Origin of the sequence: Pseudoglutamicibacter cumminsii, from assembly GCF_003143995.1 — a bacterium.
Taxonomy (GTDB): domain Bacteria; phylum Actinomycetota; class Actinomycetes; order Actinomycetales; family Micrococcaceae; genus Pseudoglutamicibacter; species Pseudoglutamicibacter cumminsii_B.
In genome coordinates this window covers 71,995-90,508 of record NZ_QFWG01000005.1, presented here as the reverse complement: position 1 = coordinate 90,508, position 18,514 = coordinate 71,995, and the positions used below count along the sequence as shown (strand labels likewise).

The window sequence follows — 18,514 nt, the reverse complement described above, 5'->3', positions numbered from 1 at the left end:
TCACGGCTGCCCACACTCTATTAAGAAAGCTTTAGCGTGCGTATTTCAGCCAGATGACGTTGACCCCGAGAGCAACCAACGCATTTGTGCGGCACAGGTCACACTCTTGGCTAGCTACGCGGCAAGCGAACTCAAAGTGCATTAGGCTAGATAGGAACGCTGACATCGGCGCGCACCCGAAATTGTGCCCAAAGTGGCACATACGCCCGGTGGTCTTGGAGGTAGATCAGTGTCGAAGACATCTTCTGGCACCCTGTACCGCGGCCGTGAAGGCATGTGGTCGTGGGTGGGACACCGCGTTACCGGTGTCGTTATTTTCTTCTTTTTGCTCGTCCACGTTCTGGACACCGCCCTGGTTCGCATTGACCCAGGCGCATACGACGCCGTGATTGGCGCGTACAAGAACCCGATCATGGCGATCGCCGAGTTCGCACTCGTTGCCGCTATCGTGTTCCACGCCTTCAACGGTGTCCGCTTGATCTTGGTTGACTTCCTCAAGCAGGGCACCAAGATTCAGCGCGGCCTCTTCTGGGGCGTCATTGTCCTCTGGGTCGTGACCGTCGCCGCATTCGGCGCCCGCCACTTGACTCTCGTGTTCAGCCACTTCTTTGGGGGTAACTAATCATGGCTACTGCACAGATTGAAGCTCCCCGTTCCCCACGGATTGACCCGAAGTACAACCGGTCACGTAAGTCCCGCAACAACTTCGAGATGATGACATGGCTGTTCATGCGCTTCTCTGGCGTGGTCTTGATCGTTCTGATCTTCGGCCACCTCATCACCAACCTGCTGGTGGGCGACGGCGTCGCAGCTATCAATTTCGGTTTCGTTGCCGGTAAGTGGGCTAACCCACTGTGGCAGTTCTGGGATCTGACGATGCTGTGGCTGGCAATGCTGCATGGCACCAACGGTGTTCGCACCATCATCAATGACTACGCTGAGAAGGATCGCACCCGTTTCTGGCTCAAGACGATCCTCTACATCGCATCGATCTTCACCGTGATTCTCGGCACCATGGTCATTTTCACCTTTGACCCATGCATCCCTGGCTCGACTCTCGCCGTGTGTGGCGCCTGAGTAGCCCCCTGACGTTTCGAAAAGGAAAACACGAATGCAGGTACATCAGTACGACGTCGTGATCGTCGGTGCCGGCGGCGCCGGCATGCGCGCTGCCATCGAGGCAGGTCAGCGTGCACGCACCGCGGTCTTGACTAAGCTCTACCCAACTCGTTCTCACACCGGTGCAGCGCAGGGCGGTATGTGCGCGGCACTCGCCAACGTTGAAGAGGACAACTGGGAATGGCACACGTTCGACACCATTAAGGGTGGCGACTACCTCGTTGACCAGGACGCCGCGGAGATCATGGCTAAGGAAGCCATCGACGCGGTGATCGACCTCGAGCAGATGGGTCTCCCGTTCAACCGAACCCCAGAAGGCAAGATTGACCAGCGTCGCTTCGGTGGCCACACCCGCGACCACGGTAAGGCCCCTGTCCGCCGCGCTTGCTACGCAGCAGACCGCACGGGTCACATGATTCTGCAGACCCTCTACCAAAACTGCGTCAAGCACAACGTTGAGTTCTTCAACGAGGTCTACGTTCTCGACCTGCTCCTCACGGAAGAGGACGCGACCCGCGAAGACGGCACCCCGTACAAGCAGAAGCGCGTTGCCGGCGTCGTGACCTATGACCTCGCAACCGGCGAGATCGAGGTCTTCCAGGCTAAGTCGGTTGTCTTCGCAACCGGTGGCGCAGGCAAGATCTTCAAGACCACCTCGAACGCTCACACCCTCACGGGTGACGGCATGGCGATCGCGTTCCGCGCAGGCCTGCCACTCGAGGACATGGAGTTCGTCCAGTTCCACCCGACCGGCCTCGCTGGCCTCGGCATCCTCCTCTCCGAGGCTGCTCGTGGTGAAGGTGGCGTCCTGCGTAACGGCGACGGTGAGCGCTTCATGGAGCGCTACGCACCAACCATTAAGGACCTCGCGCCACGTGACATCGTGGCACGTTCGATGGCTCAGGAAGTCCGCGAAGGTCGCGGTGCTGGCCCGAAGAAGGACTACGTCCTCCTCGACCTCACCCACCTCGAGCCTTCCCACATCGACGAGAAGCTCCCGGACATCACCGAATTCGCACGCACCTACCTGGGTGTCGAGCCATACACCGAGCCTGTTCCGGTCTTCCCGACCGCTCACTACATCATGGGTGGTATCCCAACCAACGTGAAGGGTGAGGTCCTCCAGGACAACGACACGATCGTGCCTGGCCTGTACGCTGCCGGTGAGGTCGCGTGCGTTTCCGTTCACGGCTCGAACCGTCTGGGCACCAACTCGCTTCTGGACATCAACGTCTTCGGTAAGCGCTCCGGCATCAACGCCGCTGAATACGCGCGTAACGCTGAGTTCGTTGCTGTTCCGGAGAACCCAACCGCGTTCGTCGAAGAGCAGGTCAACCACGCTCTGCACAACGACGGCCCAGAGCGCGTTGCGCACATCCGTGCCGAACTGCAGCAGACCATGGACACCAACATGCAGGTGTTCCGTTCCGAGGCTTCCATGAAGCAGGCCCTCGATGACATCGAGGCGCTGCGTGAGCGTTACAAGTCGGTTGGTATCCAGGACAAGGGCAAGCGCTTCAACCTGGACCTGCTCGAAGCCATCGAGCTCGGTTTCCTGCTCGACCTTGCAGAGGTCATGACCGTTGCTGCTATGCACCGTCACGAGTCCCGCGGTGGCCACTACCACGAGGACTACCCGAACCGTGACGATGAGAACTTCATGAAGCACTCCATGATCTACAAGGACGAGTCCGCCAACATCGACGGCACTCGCGGCCTGCGTTTCGAAACCAAGCCGGTTGTCTTCACCCGCTACGAACCGATGGAGCGTAAGTACTGATGTCTACCAACGTTGCTGAACCAGCATCCAAGATTGAGGTTGCTGGCTCCGAGTCCGGCGAAATCGAACAGTTCGATATCACCCTGAAGGTCCGCCGCTTCAACCCAGAGGTCTCCGACGAGGCCCACTGGGACGAGTTCAAGCTGACCATGTACGGCACCGACCGTGTCCTGGATGCCCTACACCAGGCTAAGTGGGATCAGGACGGTTCGCTTTCGTTCCGTCGTTCCTGCGCCCACGGCATTTGCGGCTCCGACGCTATGCGCATCAACGGCCGCAACCGCTTGGCATGCAAGACCCTGCTCAAGGATTTGGACACCTCCAAGCCAATCACCGTTGAGCCAATCAAGGGCCTTCCAGTCGAGAAGGACCTTATCGTGGACATGGAACCGTTCTTCCAGTCCTACCGTGAGGTCATGCCCTTCCTCGTGACCAAGGGCAACGCTCCAACCCGTGAGCGCCTGCAGTCCCAGGAAGAGCGTGCACGCTTCGATGACACCACCAAGTGCATCCTGTGTGCAGCATGCACCACGTCGTGCCCGATCTTCTGGACCGACGGCCAGTACTTCGGCCCAGCGGCCGTTGTGAACGCTCACCGCTTCATCTTCGACTCGCGTGACGAGGCCGGCGACATGCGTCTTGAGGTCCTCAACGACAAGGAAGGCGTATGGCGCTGCCGCACGACCTTCAACTGCACCGAGGCATGCCCACGTGGCATCCAGGTGACCAAGGCCATCGCTGAGGTCAAGCGCGCGATCCTGAACCGCACCGTCTAAGGTGACGGCATGGCCGTGTAGGGCTTAGCCCCTCGCATGTGTGTGGGCCGGAAAGGGAATGTCCCTTTCCGGCCCACACACGTTTAACAGTGTTGGCAAACGTCTAACAGTGTTGGACGATACAGCGTCGGCGGATCAGCCGTTGAAAACGAGCTCTTCGATCTGAGTCCAAGCCCCCGCGCCGTCCCCCACATGCACCGTGACGCTGTGCGCCGCCATATTGAACGAGACGTCCTCCCACTCCCGGCGCACCTCGGCAAGACGCTCAGGCGCGATCTCCTGCGCCAGGGTGAGATGTGGCACGAAAGGGAACGCCGGTTTCGAATCGAGCGGGCCGGCATGCAGGCGTTCATGTAGCTCGGTGAGTTCCCGCTCCCCCTCCACCACACGGAGATAGGTCACGGGTGAAACCGGGTAGAACGTGTCGGTTCCCGCGAAACGAATCGGGAATGACGAAAACGCTGACACAACGTTCCGGACGTGAGCAATCGCTTCCGCAGGGTCAGTCAACGGTACGCCTGACATTAGCGTGATGTGCGGAGGGATGTAGGCGAACGGATCGCCCGTTGCAGCGCGGGTTTGCGAAACCTTGCGGGCGTACTCGCCCTCAACTGGGATCACGATGCCGAGAAAGGACTGGCTCGCCCCAGGAAGGCGGATGCTCCCCTGCGCTGCTCCGTCCTGTGTTGCTCCGCGCTCTGTTGATCCGTCCTGGGTCGCGCCGTGCTCGTTGCGTTCGGTTCCCATACTTGAACCTTACCGCGCAGCCCATAAAAGAAGCTGGAGCCCAGCGAAATGCTGGGCTCCAGATTGCGCCGTGGCTTCATTTGAGGCGGGCTTGAGGTTCTTAGGACAAGCGTGCAGGAGGCAGGAAGCCGACCGCGTCGTACACCTCTTTGAGGGTCTCTTGTGCAACCGCGCGGGCCTTCGCCGCGCCAACGGCGAGCAAGCGGTCCAGTTCGGCAGGGTCATCGAGCAGCTCGAGCGTGCGGTCGCGGACCGGCTCGAGGGCCGCGACCACGGCGTCGGCAACGTCTACCTTGAGATGGCCGTACATCTTGCCTTCGTACTCGGCCACAAGCGCGTCGATTGGCTTGTCAGTTACCGCGGAGAGGATCGAAAGCAGGTTGGATACGCCCGGCTTGGTCTCGCGGTCGAAGGAGATCTCGGTGCCATTGTCCGTCACTGCGGACTTGATGCGCTTGGCGATCGTCTTTGGCGCATCGAGGATGTCGATGCGGCCGTTAGGTGATTCGCCGGACTTGGACATCTTGGAGGTCGGGTCCTGCAGGTCGTAGATGCGGGCACCGTTTGGCGGGTTGACGGCCTTAGGAATCACGAACACCTCACCGAAGCGGTGGTTGAAGCGTTGTGCGAGGGTGCGGGTCAGTTCGACGTGCTGGGTCTGGTCGTCCCCGACCGGCACTTGATCCGCCTTGTAAAGCAGGATGTCGGCCGCCATGAGCGATGGGTAGGTAAACAGGCCCACGTTGGTCGAGTCGGCCCCGTAGCGGCTCGACTTGTCCTTGAACTGGGTCATGCGGGATGCCTCGCCGAAGCCGGTGAGGCACTGCAGAACCCAGTTAAGCTCGGCGTGCTCTGGAATGTGGGACTGAATGAACAGCGTCGCTTTGTCGACGTCGACGCCACCCGCGATGTACTGCGCGGCGGTCGTGCGGGTGCGCTGCGCGAGGTTGGTCGAGCCGTCTGGGGACGTGATCGAGTGCAGGTCCGGCACAAAGTAGAACGCGTCGGCATCGTGTTGAAGCTTCACGAACTGCACGAGCGCACCCAGGTAGTTTCCGAGATGCAGGGAGTCCGCGGAAGGCTGCATTCCGGAGAGGATGCGTGGGCGGTGAGCTGTTTCCTTCGGGGTTTCGATTTCGGTGCTCATGGTGATGCTGGTGTCCTTCAGGTGGTATGTGAGCTAGATGCGGTAGTCGATGACGAGCGCCGAGTGGTCTGATACTCGCTTGTCGTAGGATTCGGCGCGGTCGACTGTCGCCTGGATGGCGCGGGCGGCGAGGTCTGGGGTGGCCATGTGGTAGTCGATGCGCCAGCCGGCGTCGTTGTCGAAGGCCTTTCCGCGGTAGGACCACCACGTGTAGGGGCCTGGCACATCCCCTGCGAGTTCGCGGGCGACGTCCTTGTAGCCGATCTCGCCGAAGAACTTGTCGAAGTAGGCACGCTCTTCCGGGAGGAAGCCTGCGTTCTTGACGTTGCCCTTCCAGTTCTTGATGTCAAGTTCGGTGTGGCCCACGTTGAGATCACCGACGATCAGCACGTCGTCTGCATGCTTTGCAAGTTCCGGCATGCGCACGAGCATCGTGTCGAGGAACTTGTATTTATCGTCCTGACGCGGGGTATCTACTTCGCCGGAGTGCACGTATGCGGAGACGACGGTCAGCTTGCGGCCGTTGATGGTGTAGTCGGCTTCGACCCAACGGCCAGAGGTTTCGAAGTAGGCTTCCCCGATTCCGATGCGGGTTGCGTCTGGCTTCTGCTTGGAGGCGATGAGCACGCCTGCGCGGCCCTTGTCCGCTGCTTCTGCGTGCAGGACATGCCAGTCGCTTCCTTCGAAGTGTTTCTGAACGATTGAATCCTGCGCACGCACTTCTTGCAGTGCGAGGATGTCGACGCCACGGTCTTCGAGCCACTCATCGAATCCCCGGCGTGCTGCCGCGCGGATTCCGTTGACGTTGAAGGATGCTACTCGCAATGCGTTCTCAGACACTCAATTACCTTTAGCTTGATCGGTTCTCAGTCTTTGGTTCGTTCTATGTGGTTGGTTCTCTGCGCGGGCTCGGCCGCCCAGGGTTAGTCGATGATTTCGCCTTCGACAGTGCTGGTGTGGCGGTCTTTGCGGCGCTGCTTAATCATGTCGCGGGCGTTCGTCGCGGTGATGTTAATGGTGTCCAGCGCACGGTTGACCATATCTTTGGCTTGTTCGTCGTCTTTGCCGAGGTTCTCCATAACCACACCGTGCTGGACCTGCACGATCTTGAACGAGTGATCGAGCTTCATCTCGTGGTTCATTTCGGCTTCGCTGATCACGCCAGGGCGGGTGCTGTCCGGGCTCGCGTTGTTCGAGATTTTCGCGGCGAGGTTCGCGTTCGTTTTATCCCAGCGACGGCCCACTGCCCGCGCGCCGGCCCGCAAGGTCAGGAACACACCGGCCACGAGCAAGAGCCACAGGCCCGTGATGATGACGACGATCCAGCCGACAACCTGGTTGGAGTTCGCAGCGAAGATGATGGCGACGATGAGCGCGAGCGTCAGCACGGCCATCATCCAGGAGGCCATGCCGAGCGGGCGAGCGACGTTACGAGCGCGCGCGCTGGCCTGTTTATTAGACGAAGGGAGTTCAGACATGGTGTCCATTATCCCAGATGCCTCAGCCGCGCACGGCCCGGATCACGTGTTGTGTCCAGCTCACTTGTTAGGTGAGGAACATCTTCTTGAACCTCATCGTCGCAACCGTCAGTCCCGCAACCGCCATGACAACGAAGTACAGCACGTGCCAGAGGATGTCGATGGTGAACGTCGAGGTCGCGAGCATGCGCAGCAGGTCGACGCCGTGCCACAGCGGTAGCGAAGCGATGACGGCCTGCACGGCTTGCGGGTACACGTCCAGCGGGAAGAAGGTCGCGGAGAACAGGGTCAGCGGCTGAACGACCAGGTTGAGCCAGTCGAGGTGTTGGAAGCGTGTGAACCACGTGGTGATGGCCATGAACACGGCCGCGAATCCGAACGCTATGAGCACCGCTGCCGGAATCATGAGCAGTCCACTGCCCCACCCCACAAGACCCGCCGCCGCGGCGATGAGGTAGAAACCGAGCGAGTAGATGAACCCACGGATCATCGCCATCGTGATTTCGCCGATCGCAACGTCCATCGGACCGAGCGACGTGTTAAGCATGACCCGGTAGAGCTTCGCGTAGCGCAGCTTGAAGAACATGTTGTTAGTGTCCATGAGGGCACCGTTCATCGCTGAAACCGCGAGCAAGCCCGGCGCGATGTACGCCGCGTAGCTCATCGTCTGCCCGCCTGGGCCTTCGACCCCGCTGATGACCACGCCGAGGCCGAAACCGAGCGAGGCCAAATACAGCACCGGCTCCGCAAAGCCGGTTACGATCACAATCCACGTCGAGTTCTTGGTCGCCATCCACGAACGTTCCATGACCGCTTTAGCGTTGCGGCCATACAGGTTCGATAGCCAACGACGCCGTGGCTTGCTGACCCGCGAAAGCGCGGCTTGCGCTGCGCCCGGGGCCTGGGCAGCGGCCGCGGCGGAAGGTGCGGAGTCTTCATAGGCACCGTCGGAACCGACGCCTCGGCTTCCGTAGCCGACCGCGTACGGATCACCTGCTTCACCCGAGGTGCCAGCGGGGGCCATGCTCGCCATCGTCTTCTTGGCGGCGCGGGCACCCCATACGCGAGTCTTAACCTTTTCACCGCGCAAGCGGCGGTAATAGCGAGTCTGCGCGATCAGGAACGCGATCACCGCAACCACGATCATGACGCCGAGGTGGACCGGGAACATCCACGGCTCAACCTCGTGCCCGTAGATCGCCCACCGGTTCAGCTCGGTCGCATGCCAGATGGGTGAGACCCAGCCGATCCACTGCAGGTAGATCGGCAGGTGCTCGAGCGGGTAGAAGGTTCCCGAGAACAGGAACATCGGCATGAAGATGAAGCGGATGATGACCGAGAATTGGCCGCGCTCCTGGAAAATACCGGCCGCGAACGCCATGCACGGCAAGCCGAAAGCAAGTGCTGCGATCGTTGAAAACACAATCACCAAGACAGAGCTCAGGCTGTGAATGGCGCCGAAGGCCGCGAGGATCAAAAGCAACAGGACGGTCTGCGCCACCACGCGTATCGATACCGCGATCACCGTACCCCGAGCGATCTGCTGCGGCGTGATCGGGGTGACCTGCGGCCCGTAATAGGTGCGGTTCCATTTGAACCCGCCCATCACGGGGAAAGTCATTTCCTCCATCGCGATGCCGACCGCCATGGTTGCGGCGAGCGCACCGGCGATGAAGGTGATGTACGGGACGCCGTCGAAGCTCGTTTGATTGTTCGTGAGGATCGCGCCGAGACCCACGCCCAGCGTGACGAGGTACATGAGCGGGGTTCCGACGGAGTCCGCGAGGATCACGTCGATGTAGCGGCGCATCCCGCGGAAGAGGTATTCCGCGAAGTACCACGAGCCTGAGCGGGCGACCTTCCGTGCCGAGCGGTCGCCTTGTTCTGTTGGGCCGGTGATCGGTTCGCGGCGTTCGATGACGTCGGTGCCTATTGCTGCGGTGCCGACCGCAGTGGCGCCTGTTGCTGAGGCACCGGTTGCGTGTGGGTTGCGAGAGTCAGTCAATGAGGGACCGTCCCGTCAGAATCAGGAACACGTCTTCAAGGGATGCGCGGCGAGCCAGGGTCGAGACCGGGCGCAGGCCCAAGCTCACGGCGCGGGAGATCGCGGCCTCGCCGTCGTCCGCGTAGACGAGCACGCGGTCGGCGAGGGTCTCGGTACGGAAGCCGTCCTTGTTCAGGACCTCCGCCGCTGCAGCGTTCTGGTCCGAGCCGAAGCGCATCTCCGCGACTTCGCGGGTCGCGTACTCGCGTACGAGCGCGGAAGGGGAACCTTCAGCCTTGATCTCGCCGCCATCGACCACGATGAGCCGGTCAGCGAGCTGCTCGGCTTCATCCATGAAGTGGGTCGTGATGATGAGCGTTGTGCCGCGTTCCTTCAGCCTGTACAGGCGGTCCCACAGGATGTGACGGGCCTGTGGGTCGAGGCCGGTGGTCGGCTCGTCGAGTAGCAGCACGGCGGGGTCGTTGATGAGCGAACGCGCGATGGTGAGACGGCGCTTCATGCCGCCCGAGAGCTGGTCGACGCGGTTGGCGGCTTTGTCTTCAAGTTGCGCGAACGCGAGCAGGTCTTTGATGCGCGGCACGATCTCGCGGCGCTTCATCCCGAAGTAGCGGCCGTAGATGTAGAGGTTGTCGCGGACGGTGAGTTCTTCGTCGAGGTTGTCTTGCTGTGGCACAACGCCAAGGTGTGCACGCAAGCGTGGGCCTTCTTCGCTCGGGTCCATTCCGAGGATGTTGAGCTCGCCCGATGTGCGGGTTGAGACGCCGCCGATCATGTTCATGGTCGTGGACTTGCCGGCGCCGTTAGGGCCGAGCAAGCCGAAGGATTCGCCTGCCGCGACGTCGAAGTCGATGCCGTTGACGGCGGTGAAGTCGCCGAATCGCTTAGTCAGCGAACGTGCGCGCAGAACCGTTGGCGTGCCGGCCTGGGAGGTTCCAAGGGGCGCCGTGCGCGATGTCTCAGAGTGTGGTTTTGAGTGTTGTGTCACACGTGAATACTACATAAGTTCAGTGTGAAGCCTTCCGGCAGAGTTGCCCCGGACAGCCTCTGGATTCCCTGGTACGTCACCAAAAATTCGCCTCTTATTCTGAATAATTCAGAATAATTTGCTAGAATGTGTTGCATGACACTCGGACCGATCACGGCGGCTACACCAGTTGACGACCGTGAACGCTCATGGGCAGAGACGCTCAAAGCGCACCACCGCCGTGTCACCAAGCAACGGATGGCGGTGATGCGAACAACAGCCGCGTCATCCCATGCGTCGGCAGAACAGATCCACAAGTTCGCATCGGAAGCTCTACCTCAGTTAGCGCTTTCAACCACGCACATGATCCTGCACGACCTCACAAACGTGAAGCTGCTGCGGCGCGTGGAAGTCCCCAACTCCCCCACCCTCTACGAGGTGGAAACCGGAGACAACCACCACCATGTTCAGTGCGTGAAATGCGGCAGACTTGAGGACGTGGAGTGCGCCGTCGGGCACGCTCCGTGCCTTGAACCTTCACACGCCCACGGCATCGATATTGACGTGGCGGAGGTTCTCTACCGCGGTCTTTGCGAGGACTGCAAAGAATCATAAGGTCGTCCACAAAGTTTCAATCTCATCCAAGTAAAGGAGCAACATGGCTGAGAACACCAAGCCACACGGCACTGGTTCAACCACCCAGGCCGGCATCCCTGCTGTCAGCGACCGCAACTCGCTGACCGTTGGCCAGGACGGCCCGATCGTCCTGCACGACCACCACCTGGTCGAGACGCTGGCGCACTTCAACCGCATGAACGTTCCAGAGCGCCGCCCACACGCAAAGGGCTCCGGCGCTTTCGGTGAGCTCGAAGTCACCGAGGACGTTTCGCAGTGGACCAAGGCTGACTTCCTGCAGCCTGGCAAGAAGACCCCGATGCTGGCTCGTTTCTCCACGGTTGCTGGTGAGCTCGGCTCCCCAGACACGTGGCGTGACGTTCGCGGTTTCGCACTCAAGTTCTACACCGAAGAGGGCAACTTCGACCTCGTCGGTAACAACACCCCAGTCTTCTTCGTGCGCGACCCAATGAAGTTCCCACACTTCATCCGTTCGCAGAAGCGCCTGCCTGAAAACGGCCTGCGCGACAACACGATGCAGTGGGACTTCTGGACCCAGAACCCAGAGACCGCACACCAGGTTTCCTACCTCATGGGTGACCGCGGTATCCCTAAGAGCTACCGCCACATGAACGGCTACGGCTCCCACACCTACCTGTGGGTCAACGCCGAAGGCGAGCGCTTCTGGGTTCGCTACCACTTCCTGTCCCAGCAGGGTGTCGAAGGCCTCACCAACGAGGAAGCAGAGCACCTCGCAGGTACCGACGCTGAAGCACACCGCCGCGACCTGTTCGAGGCCATCAAGAACGGCGACTACCCGAAGTGGGACATGCACGTTCAGATCATGCCGTACGAAGAGGCTAAGACCTACCGTCTGAACCCATTCGACCTCACAAAGGTTTGGCCGCTGGGTGACTACCCACGTCACAAGGTCGGTACCTTCACCCTGAACCGCAACCCTGAGAACTTCTTCGCTGAGATCGAGCAGGCTGCTTTCTCCCCAGCGAACATGGTTCCAGGTACCGGTAACTCCCCAGACAAGATGCTGCTGGGCCGTAACTTCGCATACGCGGATGCGCAGCGTTACCGCATCGGCACCAACTTCCAGCAGCTGCCTGTCAACCGTCCAATCAACGACGTCCACACCTACAACTTCGAGGGCAACATGTGGTACGAGCACACCGGTGCACGTTCCGTATACGCTCCGAACTCGTTCGGTGACTCGTGGTCGGACCAAGTGGGCCCAGTCGACAACGGTTGGGAAGCTGACGGCGACCTGACCCGCGCGGCCTACACCCTCCGTAAGGACGACGACGACTTCTCGCAGGCACACGACCTGGTCCGCAACGTCTTCGACGACGCCGGCCGTGACCGCCTCGTCGAGACCGTTTCCGGCGCACTCCACGACGTTGTAGAGCCAGTTCTCTCCAACGCGATCGAGTACTGGAAGAACATCGACCAAGAGGTCGGTCAGCGCATCGAGGCCAACGTCCGCAAGTAAGCTGACGCGGCCTACCGCTTAAACGAGTGGGGGCGTCCAAACAGTTCGAACTGTTTGGACGCCCCCACTTCGCGTATCAGCGAGGTTTGATACCTCTACGTGATGCGATCGCCTACTTCTTGAGGGAACGCTCCGCGGCCTCAACGACGTTGGTCATGAGTAGCGCGACCGTCATCGGACCAACACCACCCGGGTTCGGTGAAAGGTAGCCCGCGACCTCTTCAACCGCTGGGTCGACGTCGCCGTAGACCTTATCGCGGCCGCCTTCGGGGTCCGGTTCGCGGGTGACACCCACATCGAGCACGGCAGCACCCGGCTTGATGTCTTCAGCCTTGATCATGTGCTTGACGCCCGCGCCGGCAACCACGATGTCGGCCTGACGCAAGTGCTCGCTCATGTCCTTGGTTCCGGTGTGCGTCAGGGTCACGGTCGCGTTGTGTTCGCGGCGGGTCAGCAACAGGCCAATCGGGCGACCGATCGTGACACCACGGCCCACAACAACAACATGCTTGCCCGCGATCTCAACACCGTTGCGCGTCAAAAGCTCGATGACACCGCGAGGGGTGCACGGCAGAGGGGTATCGATCGGGTCATTGACGTTGAGGACCAGCTTGCCGAGGTTGGTCGGGTGCAGGCCGTCCGCGTCCTTCTTCGGGTCGATCCGCTCAAGAATCGCATCCGTATCCAGGTGCTTCGGCAGCGGCAACTGAACGATGTAACCGTGGCAGGAATCGTCCGCGTTGAGCTCATCGATCAGAGCCTCAACATCTTCCTGGGTAGCATCCGCCGGCAGCTCACGCATGATCGAATTCATGCCCAAAGCCACCGACTGTTTGTGCTTCATCCCCACGTACAGCTGGGACGCCGGGTCAGCACCCACCAGGACGGTCGCGATTCCCGGGGTCACACCCTGCTCCTTGAGCGCCGCGATGCGCTCAGCGAGCTCTTCCTTGATCGCCTTGGACGCCGCGCGCCCATCAAGCTTTACTGCAGTCACTGATGCCCCTTACCAGTTCTCGTGGCCTGGGTAGAGCGGGAAGTCAGCGGCGAGCTTATCTACGCGGGCACGCAACGCATCGACGTCGGCGTTCTTGCCGTCGCGCAAAGCAACCGCGATGATGTCCGCAACCTCGGTGAATTCCTTGTCGCCAAAGCCGCGGGTCGCCAAAGCCGGGGTACCGATGCGCAGGCCGGAGGTCACCATCGGTGGGCGTGGATCCCACGGGACAGAGTTGCGGTTGACGGTGATGCCGACCTCGTGGAGCAGGTCTTCGCCCTGCTGGCCGTCGAGCTCGGATTCGCGCAGGTCAACCAGGACCAAGTGCACGTCGGTGCCGCCGGTCAGAACCGATACACCGGTGTCGGCAACGTCCTTGGCGGTGAGGCGCTCGGCAAGGATCTTCGCGCCGCTGAGCGTGCGCTCCTGGCGGTTCTTGAACTCCTCGGAAGCAGCAACCTTGAACGCAACAGCCTTACCGGCGATCGCGTGCATGAGAGGACCACCCTGCTGGCCAGGGAACACAGCGGAGTTGATCTTCTTGGACATCTCAGCGGTGTTGGAGAGGATCACGCCGGAACGAGGGCCGGCGAGGGTCTTGTGGACTGTGGAGGTCGTGACGTCAGCAACCGGAACTGGGTTCGGGTGCAGGCCAGCCGCTGCCAGGCCAGCGAAGTGCGCCATGTCAACCCACAGAAGCGCGCCAACCTCGTCGGCGATTGAACGGAAGGCCTCAAAGTCCAGGTGACGAGGGTACGCAGACCAGCCGGCAACGATCACGTTCGGGCGGGTCTCGAGCGCCTGTTCGCGCACCTTATCCATGTCGATGCGGAACGTCTCAGGGTCAACCTCGTACGCCGCAACGTTGTAGAGCTTGCCGGAGAAGTTGAGCTTCATGCCGTGCGTCAGGTGACCGCCGTGAGCGAGCGAAAGGCCCAGCATCGTGTCGCCAGGGTTGATCATCGCAGCCAACGCAGCAGCGTTAGCGGAAGCACCCGAGTGCGGCTGAACGTTAGCGAAGCCAGCTCCAAACAGTGCCTTGACGCGGTCCCGAGCCAGGTCCTCAACCTGGTCAACGTATTCGCAGCCGCCGTAATAACGGCGCCCCGGATAACCTTCGGCGTACTTATTCGTCAGAACCGAGCCCTGAGCCTCAAGAACACCGCGCGGCGCGAAGTTTTCAGAAGCGATCATTTCCAGGGTGTCGCGCTGGCGACCCAATTCCTGATCGATCAGGGCAGCGATTTCGGGGTCAAGCTCAGCAAGCGGCTGATTAGTGACATCGGGAGTCTGTGACACGGGGCCTCTCCTGTGCGGCGCTTAGCGCTCGTTGTTGTTCGGCAACAGCTGATGCCGCGGCACCCGGCACGTGAGGTGACGAGTGAACACACGGCGGACGCATTCATTCTAGCCCGTGAACACTCCCCGGGCACCGTCGGATACTCGACTTAACAACTCAACGAATGCCTGCGCGGGCTTCCACCGCCGCTATCGTGAAGCCTATGGAACGCAAAAACAACCACCGCGACGAAGCTCAAAACCGCGATGTGACTCAGAACCGCGACGTGAGTCTGAACCGCGATGTGAACAGCAACCACCGGATTGTGGTGACCTTGTCCTGCCCAGACCAGCCCGGCATCGTACATCACGTCACCGGCGCGCTGTTCCAGGCTGGCGGCAACATCATTGAGTCCCAGCAGTACGGTTCGCAGCAGACCGGTACGTTCTTCATGCGCATCGAAGCTGATGTTTCGCTTCCGACTGACGATGTTGCAGCTCAGTTGCGCCCGGTTGCTCAGCAGTTCCAGATGGATTTGAGCGTGTGGGATGCGAGCGCGCCGTTGCGGACTCTCATCATGTGTTCGAAAGCGCCGCACGCACTTGAAGAATTGTTGAGCCGCCAGCACGCGGGCTACCTGCCGATCGAGGTTCCGCTCATCGTGTCCAACCACACGACGTTGAAGCCTCTTGCAGAGTTTTATGGCGTTCCGTTCGCCCACATCCCGGTGACGAAAGATAACAAGCCAGAGGCCGAGGCGCAGCTACGCGAGCTTGTTGCGGAACACGACATCGACCTCGTGGTGCTCGCCCGCTACATGCAGATCCTCTCCGACGAGCTCTGCACCGAGCTCGCGGGCCGCGCGATCAACATCCACCACTCGTTCTTGCCGTCTTTCAAGGGTGCACGGCCGTACCACCAGGCGCACGCTCGGGGCGTCAAGCTCATCGGCGCGACCGCGCACTACGTGACGAGCGACCTCGACGAAGGCCCGATCATCGACCAGGCCGTGACGCCGGTCCGCCACGACCGCACCCCGGAAGAGCTCGTACAGCAAGGCAGCGCGACCGAGGCCCAGACTCTCGCGCGTGCCGTGCGCTGGCATGCGCAACACCGTGTGCTGTTGGACGGCCACCGCACTGTTGTTTTCGACTGAGCAGGGTTGTTTTCGATTAGATCCTGCCGTTTTCGACTAAGACCTGCTCAGCAACGCGATGACCTCCATGTGTGGGGTCTGCGGGAACATGTCGAGCAAGCGGGCCTGTTCCACTTTCCAACGATCCATCGCGGCGAGGTCACGCGCTAGCGTGGTCGGGTTACAGCTCGAATAGATGATGCGTTCTGCTCCGCATTCGTTGAGCCAGCCAGGCAGATCGGGGCCCAGGCCGCGCCGAGGCGGGTTGACGATGATCAGCTCGGGCGAAGGCTTTTCACGCACCCACTGCGTCGCATCCGCCGCGATGAACTCGACCGAGCCCAGCCCCTGCTGAGCCGCCGCAGCGTTGCCCGCCGCGACCGCATCGGCGGACTGCTCAACGCCGACCACTGACCCGGCACCTGCCTGAGCCGCGGTGAATCCGAAACCGCCAACTCCCGCATACAGGTCCCACACCGTTTCAGGCAGCGCACCGTCCTTGCCCGCGCAGGCCGTGGCAACCCACTCCCCTCCCTGCGCGTAGAGGCCTTCCGCAACAACCTGGTTGGTCTGCACGAAGCCTTGCGGGCGAACCCGCAACGGCAAACCGCTGATCTTCAGCGGGAAGGTCTTTTCGCCTGCCAAGTGGATTTCCTCATCACCCTCGGCGAGCGCGACGTGATCCGGTAGCAGGTTCGCGGTCACGGTCACGATGTGCGGCGCCCTTTCGAGGAAGCCCGCCAGATGCGGGCGCAAGGCCGCGACGCCGGCGCGGGAGCGGACCACGAAGCGCAGCATGATCTGCCCGGCTTCGTTCAGCGTCATGTGGACTTGCTTGAGCTCACCGGCGCGCTCCGGCACGGAGTACGGGGCGAGCTTGCTGATGCGGATGAGCGAATGAATCAGGCCAAACATCCGGGTCAGCTCAGGGTGGATCACGCCGCATTCGCGCAAGTCAACGCCGCGGCGTTCACGATCCAGGATCCCGAACGTCGGGCGGCGGAAGGTGCCTCCCACCACCATCTTGATGCGGGTGCGGTACCCCTGCTCAGGCCCGGTGAACGGTTCAAGCCAGGTCGTTGGCCCGTACGGCTCAAGCAACTGCTCGGCTTGCCGCTGCTTGAGCTGAACCTGCTCGCCATACGGCTGTTCCATGAGCGTGCACGACAAGCACACTCCCGCATCGTAATAATCGCACTGCATGATGAGTCCATTATGACGCCCCGCGGCCCGGCACTGTGTGCCGTAGCGTTGTGTACCCTGCCGTGACGCGTCACATAGCGGCCAATGGCGAGCCGATCCCGCGTATGGGGCTCCTACTGGTGGATGATGCTCGGTATGCATGGAAAGTCCGGAGCCTCATCAACGCAGTCAACCACGACGCAGAAAATCCTGGTTGTCGTGGTGATTCTCTTTGTGCTTTCCATGATCGGAAGGTGCTCGGCTGAAGACGCGGAACACTCGCAGACCGCCGCACCGTCAGTCGAAGCGACGCCGAGCCCATCGGAGGCGGCACCTTCGGAGTCGGGGCCTTCGCAAACCACTCAGCCGGCCGCACCAACTGCATCGCCCACACCAAGCGAATCAGCGAAGCCGTCACAATCGGCCAAGCCGAGCAAAACGGCTAAGCCAGCTAAGCCGGCGAAGCCATCCAATAACGCAGCGGTCGTCCTCGAAACGCTCCAGGTCAAAGGCCGAGCACCCAAGACCGGCTACGACCGCACCGGAGCCTTTGGCCGCGCGTGGCTCGATACGGACCGCAACGGTTGCCGCACCCGCGACGACATCCTTACCCGCGACCTCCGCAACACAACACGCGAAGGCCGTTGCAAGATCACATCGGGCGTCCTGAATGACCCGTATTCAGGCCGAACCATCAACTTTGAGCGCGGTCCCCGCACATCCCAGGCCGTCCAGATCGACCACGTCGTAGCGCTCTCTGACGCATGGCAGAAGGGCGCGCAGAACCTGAGCCAACGCGAACGCGTCCTGCTCGCGAACGACCCGCTGAACTTGCTCGCGGTCTCCGGCCCGCTCAACCAACAGAAATCCGATCACGACGCCGCAAGCTGGCTCCCACCCAACAAGGCGTACAGGTGCCCGATGGTCGCGCGGCAAATCGCGGTGAAGTCCCGGTATGGTTTGTGGGTCACTCAGCCGGAAAAGGAGGCGATGAAACGGGTTCTGAAGAGCTGCCCGAACCAGACCATCCCGGTGGGCGGTTTCGCCCCGAAGGACGCACCCATGCTTCCGGATTCGTGGGTTCGCGACTGAGCTGTGAATGCAACAGCGTTTTGAGTGCAACAGCTTGCCGGCCTCAGTAGGCTGGTCGTATGGCACACATCATTCCACTTGATAACGGAACCCCTGACGTCGAGGCCGCCGCGTTCCTGGCCCCTACCGCCACGGTCAGTGGCGATGTAGTGATGGCTGAGGATTCTTCGGCTTTCTACGGCGTATCAGTCCGCGGCGATTCCGCCCCGATCCGCGTCGGCGCCCGCACCAACCTGCAGGACAACGTCGTGGTTCATGCTGACCCTGAGTACCCGTGCACGCTCGGTGACGACGTCACGGTCGGCCACGCCGCCGTAGTGCATGGTTGCACTGTAGGTAACGGGACGCTGGTTGGCATGTCAGCAACCATCATGAATGGCGCTGTGATCGGTGAACAGTCGCTTGTTGCCGCTGGCGCGCTCGTTTTGGAAGGCATGGAGGTTCCGCCGCGGTCTCTGGTTGCTGGAGCTCCTGCGAAGGTTCGCCGCGAACTGACCGATGAAGAAGTTGCGGCACTGTCAACCTCCGCCGAAACCTACGTAGGCTTGGCCCGCCGTCACGCGGCAGCGCTCGGTAACTAGGGATTTCAGCAGCTATAAGACGCTAGCCCTCAAACACGTCCTTAAACACGCGGGAGGCGTGACCACATGGTCACGCCTCCCGTTCGTTTAATCAGCGAGCTATGCGAGCCCCACTG

Annotated in this window: 18 protein-coding genes; 9 read left to right on the top strand and 9 right to left on the bottom strand. The window is 61.3% G+C overall.

Annotated features, from left to right (window positions below):
- Window positions 1-229 precede the first annotated feature (229 nt).
- Genes sdhC through CAY35_RS05265 form a run of 4 tightly spaced genes read left to right on the top strand, consistent with a single transcriptional unit; the run spans window position 230 to window position 3,675 of the window.
- Window positions 230-622 (top strand): succinate dehydrogenase, cytochrome b556 subunit, encoded by a 393-nt coding sequence (gene sdhC / locus CAY35_RS05280; protein ID WP_109303639.1) that lies wholly within the window; start codon window positions 230-232, stop codon window positions 620-622.
- Between the two features lie 2 nt (window positions 623-624).
- On the top strand, window positions 625-1,077 hold the full coding sequence (locus tag CAY35_RS05275) for a succinate dehydrogenase hydrophobic membrane anchor subunit (RefSeq protein WP_109303638.1): 453 nt from the start codon (window positions 625-627) through the stop codon (window positions 1,075-1,077).
- Window positions 1,078-1,111: 34 nt separating this feature from the next.
- Window positions 1,112-2,899 (top strand): succinate dehydrogenase flavoprotein subunit, encoded by a 1,788-nt coding sequence (gene sdhA, locus CAY35_RS05270; RefSeq protein ID WP_109303637.1) that lies wholly within the window; start codon window positions 1,112-1,114, stop codon window positions 2,897-2,899.
- Window positions 2,899-3,675, top strand: coding sequence for a succinate dehydrogenase iron-sulfur subunit (locus CAY35_RS05265; RefSeq protein WP_109303636.1), 777 nt, complete (start codon window positions 2,899-2,901; stop codon window positions 3,673-3,675). Before sdhA ends, CAY35_RS05265 begins: the two co-directional genes overlap by 1 nt.
- Window positions 3,676-3,810: 135 nt before the next feature.
- Here the strand turns inward: CAY35_RS05265 and CAY35_RS05260 are convergent, their stop codons facing one another.
- The 6 genes from CAY35_RS05260 to CAY35_RS05235 all read right to left on the bottom strand — a co-directional run bounded on the left by CAY35_RS05260 (window position 3,811) and on the right by CAY35_RS05235 (window position 9,956).
- Window positions 3,811-4,422, bottom strand: a complete 612-nt coding sequence (locus CAY35_RS05260) for a 2'-5' RNA ligase family protein (protein ID WP_109303635.1) — start codon at window positions 4,420-4,422, stop codon at window positions 3,811-3,813.
- Between the two features lie 100 nt (window positions 4,423-4,522).
- Window positions 4,523-5,569 (bottom strand): tryptophan--tRNA ligase, encoded by a 1,047-nt coding sequence (trpS, locus tag CAY35_RS05255; protein WP_109303634.1) that lies wholly within the window; start codon window positions 5,567-5,569, stop codon window positions 4,523-4,525.
- 33 nt (window positions 5,570-5,602) lie between these two features.
- Entirely contained in the window at window positions 5,603-6,409 is an 807-nt protein-coding gene (locus tag CAY35_RS05250) for an exodeoxyribonuclease III (RefSeq protein WP_109303633.1), read from the bottom strand.
- An 83-nt stretch (window positions 6,410-6,492) separates the two neighbouring features.
- Window positions 6,493-7,047, bottom strand: coding sequence for a hypothetical protein (locus tag CAY35_RS05245; protein ID WP_146191922.1), 555 nt, complete (start codon window positions 7,045-7,047; stop codon window positions 6,493-6,495).
- Between the two features lie 67 nt (window positions 7,048-7,114).
- Window positions 7,115-9,052 carry an ABC transporter permease gene (locus CAY35_RS09580; RefSeq protein WP_181377497.1) on the bottom strand — a complete coding sequence of 646 codons (1,938 nt, stop codon included), beginning with the start codon at window positions 9,050-9,052 and terminating at the stop codon, window positions 7,115-7,117.
- The gene (locus CAY35_RS05235; protein ID WP_258265651.1) at window positions 9,045-9,956 is read right to left on the bottom strand and encodes an ABC transporter ATP-binding protein; all 912 of its coding nucleotides are present in this window, start codon (window positions 9,954-9,956) and stop codon (window positions 9,045-9,047) included. The genes CAY35_RS09580 and CAY35_RS05235 overlap by 8 nt, the downstream gene beginning before the upstream one ends.
- A 216-nt stretch (window positions 9,957-10,172) precedes the next feature.
- Between CAY35_RS05235 and CAY35_RS05230 the strand changes: the two genes are divergently transcribed.
- Entirely contained in the window at window positions 10,173-10,631 is a 459-nt protein-coding gene (locus tag CAY35_RS05230) for a Fur family transcriptional regulator (RefSeq protein WP_109303630.1), read from the top strand.
- 43 nt (window positions 10,632-10,674) lie between these two features.
- The gene (locus CAY35_RS05225; protein WP_109303629.1) at window positions 10,675-12,132 is read left to right on the top strand and encodes a catalase; all 1,458 of its coding nucleotides are present in this window, start codon (window positions 10,675-10,677) and stop codon (window positions 12,130-12,132) included.
- Between the two features lie 112 nt (window positions 12,133-12,244).
- On the opposite strand, the gene CAY35_RS05220 is transcribed toward CAY35_RS05225, so the two are convergent.
- Window positions 12,245-13,129: a bifunctional methylenetetrahydrofolate dehydrogenase/methenyltetrahydrofolate cyclohydrolase gene (locus CAY35_RS05220; protein WP_109303628.1), complete on the bottom strand. Its 885-nt coding sequence runs from the start codon at window positions 13,127-13,129 to the stop codon at window positions 12,245-12,247.
- A 9-nt stretch (window positions 13,130-13,138) separates the two neighbouring features.
- The gene (glyA, locus tag CAY35_RS05215) at window positions 13,139-14,428 is read right to left on the bottom strand and encodes a serine hydroxymethyltransferase (protein WP_109303627.1); all 1,290 of its coding nucleotides are present in this window, start codon (window positions 14,426-14,428) and stop codon (window positions 13,139-13,141) included.
- Between the two features lie 284 nt (window positions 14,429-14,712).
- Here glyA and purU point away from each other — a divergent pair, with 284 nt between their 5' ends.
- Window positions 14,713-15,564 (top strand): formyltetrahydrofolate deformylase, encoded by an 852-nt coding sequence (purU, locus tag CAY35_RS05210; protein WP_375231756.1) that lies wholly within the window; start codon window positions 14,713-14,715, stop codon window positions 15,562-15,564.
- Window positions 15,565-15,600: 36 nt separating this feature from the next.
- On the opposite strand, the gene CAY35_RS05205 is transcribed toward purU, so the two are convergent.
- Entirely contained in the window at window positions 15,601-16,746 is a 1,146-nt protein-coding gene (locus tag CAY35_RS05205; RefSeq protein WP_109303625.1) for a methyltransferase, read from the bottom strand.
- 84 nt (window positions 16,747-16,830) lie between these two features.
- On the opposite strand from CAY35_RS05205, the gene CAY35_RS05200 reads away from it, so the two are divergent.
- Entirely contained in the window at window positions 16,831-17,817 is a 987-nt protein-coding gene (locus CAY35_RS05200; protein ID WP_258265643.1) for an HNH endonuclease family protein, read from the top strand.
- A 59-nt stretch (window positions 17,818-17,876) separates the two neighbouring features.
- A complete protein-coding gene (locus tag CAY35_RS05195; protein ID WP_109303624.1) occupies window positions 17,877-18,398 on the top strand; it encodes a gamma carbonic anhydrase family protein in 522 nt (173 codons plus the stop codon).
- Window positions 18,399-18,514: the final 116 nt, after the last annotated feature.

Excerpts from the sequence above, each read along its gene's own strand:
- CAY35_RS05275 (WP_109303638.1), top strand. The coding sequence starts at position 625 with ATGGCTACTGCACAGATTGAAGCTCCCCGTTCCCCACGGATTGACCCG.
- sdhA (WP_109303637.1), top strand. The coding sequence starts at position 1,112 with ATGCAGGTACATCAGTACGACGTCGTGATCGTCGGTGCCGGCGGCGCC.
- CAY35_RS05265 (WP_109303636.1), top strand. The coding sequence starts at position 2,899 with ATGTCTACCAACGTTGCTGAACCAGCATCCAAGATTGAGGTTGCTGGC.
- CAY35_RS05260 (WP_109303635.1), bottom strand. The coding sequence starts at position 4,422 with ATGGGAACCGAACGCAACGAGCACGGCGCGACCCAGGACGGATCAACA.
- trpS (WP_109303634.1), bottom strand. The coding sequence starts at position 5,569 with ATGAGCACCGAAATCGAAACCCCGAAGGAAACAGCTCACCGCCCACGC.
- CAY35_RS05245 (WP_146191922.1), bottom strand. The coding sequence starts at position 7,047 with ATGTCTGAACTCCCTTCGTCTAATAAACAGGCCAGCGCGCGCGCTCGT.
- CAY35_RS05230 (WP_109303630.1), top strand. The coding sequence starts at position 10,173 with ATGACACTCGGACCGATCACGGCGGCTACACCAGTTGACGACCGTGAA.
- CAY35_RS05225 (WP_109303629.1), top strand. The coding sequence starts at position 10,675 with ATGGCTGAGAACACCAAGCCACACGGCACTGGTTCAACCACCCAGGCC.
- CAY35_RS05205 (WP_109303625.1), bottom strand. The coding sequence starts at position 16,746 with ATGCAGTGCGATTATTACGATGCGGGAGTGTGCTTGTCGTGCACGCTC.
- CAY35_RS05200 (WP_258265643.1), top strand. The coding sequence starts at position 16,831 with ATGGCGAGCCGATCCCGCGTATGGGGCTCCTACTGGTGGATGATGCTC.
- CAY35_RS05195 (WP_109303624.1), top strand. The coding sequence starts at position 17,877 with ATGGCACACATCATTCCACTTGATAACGGAACCCCTGACGTCGAGGCC.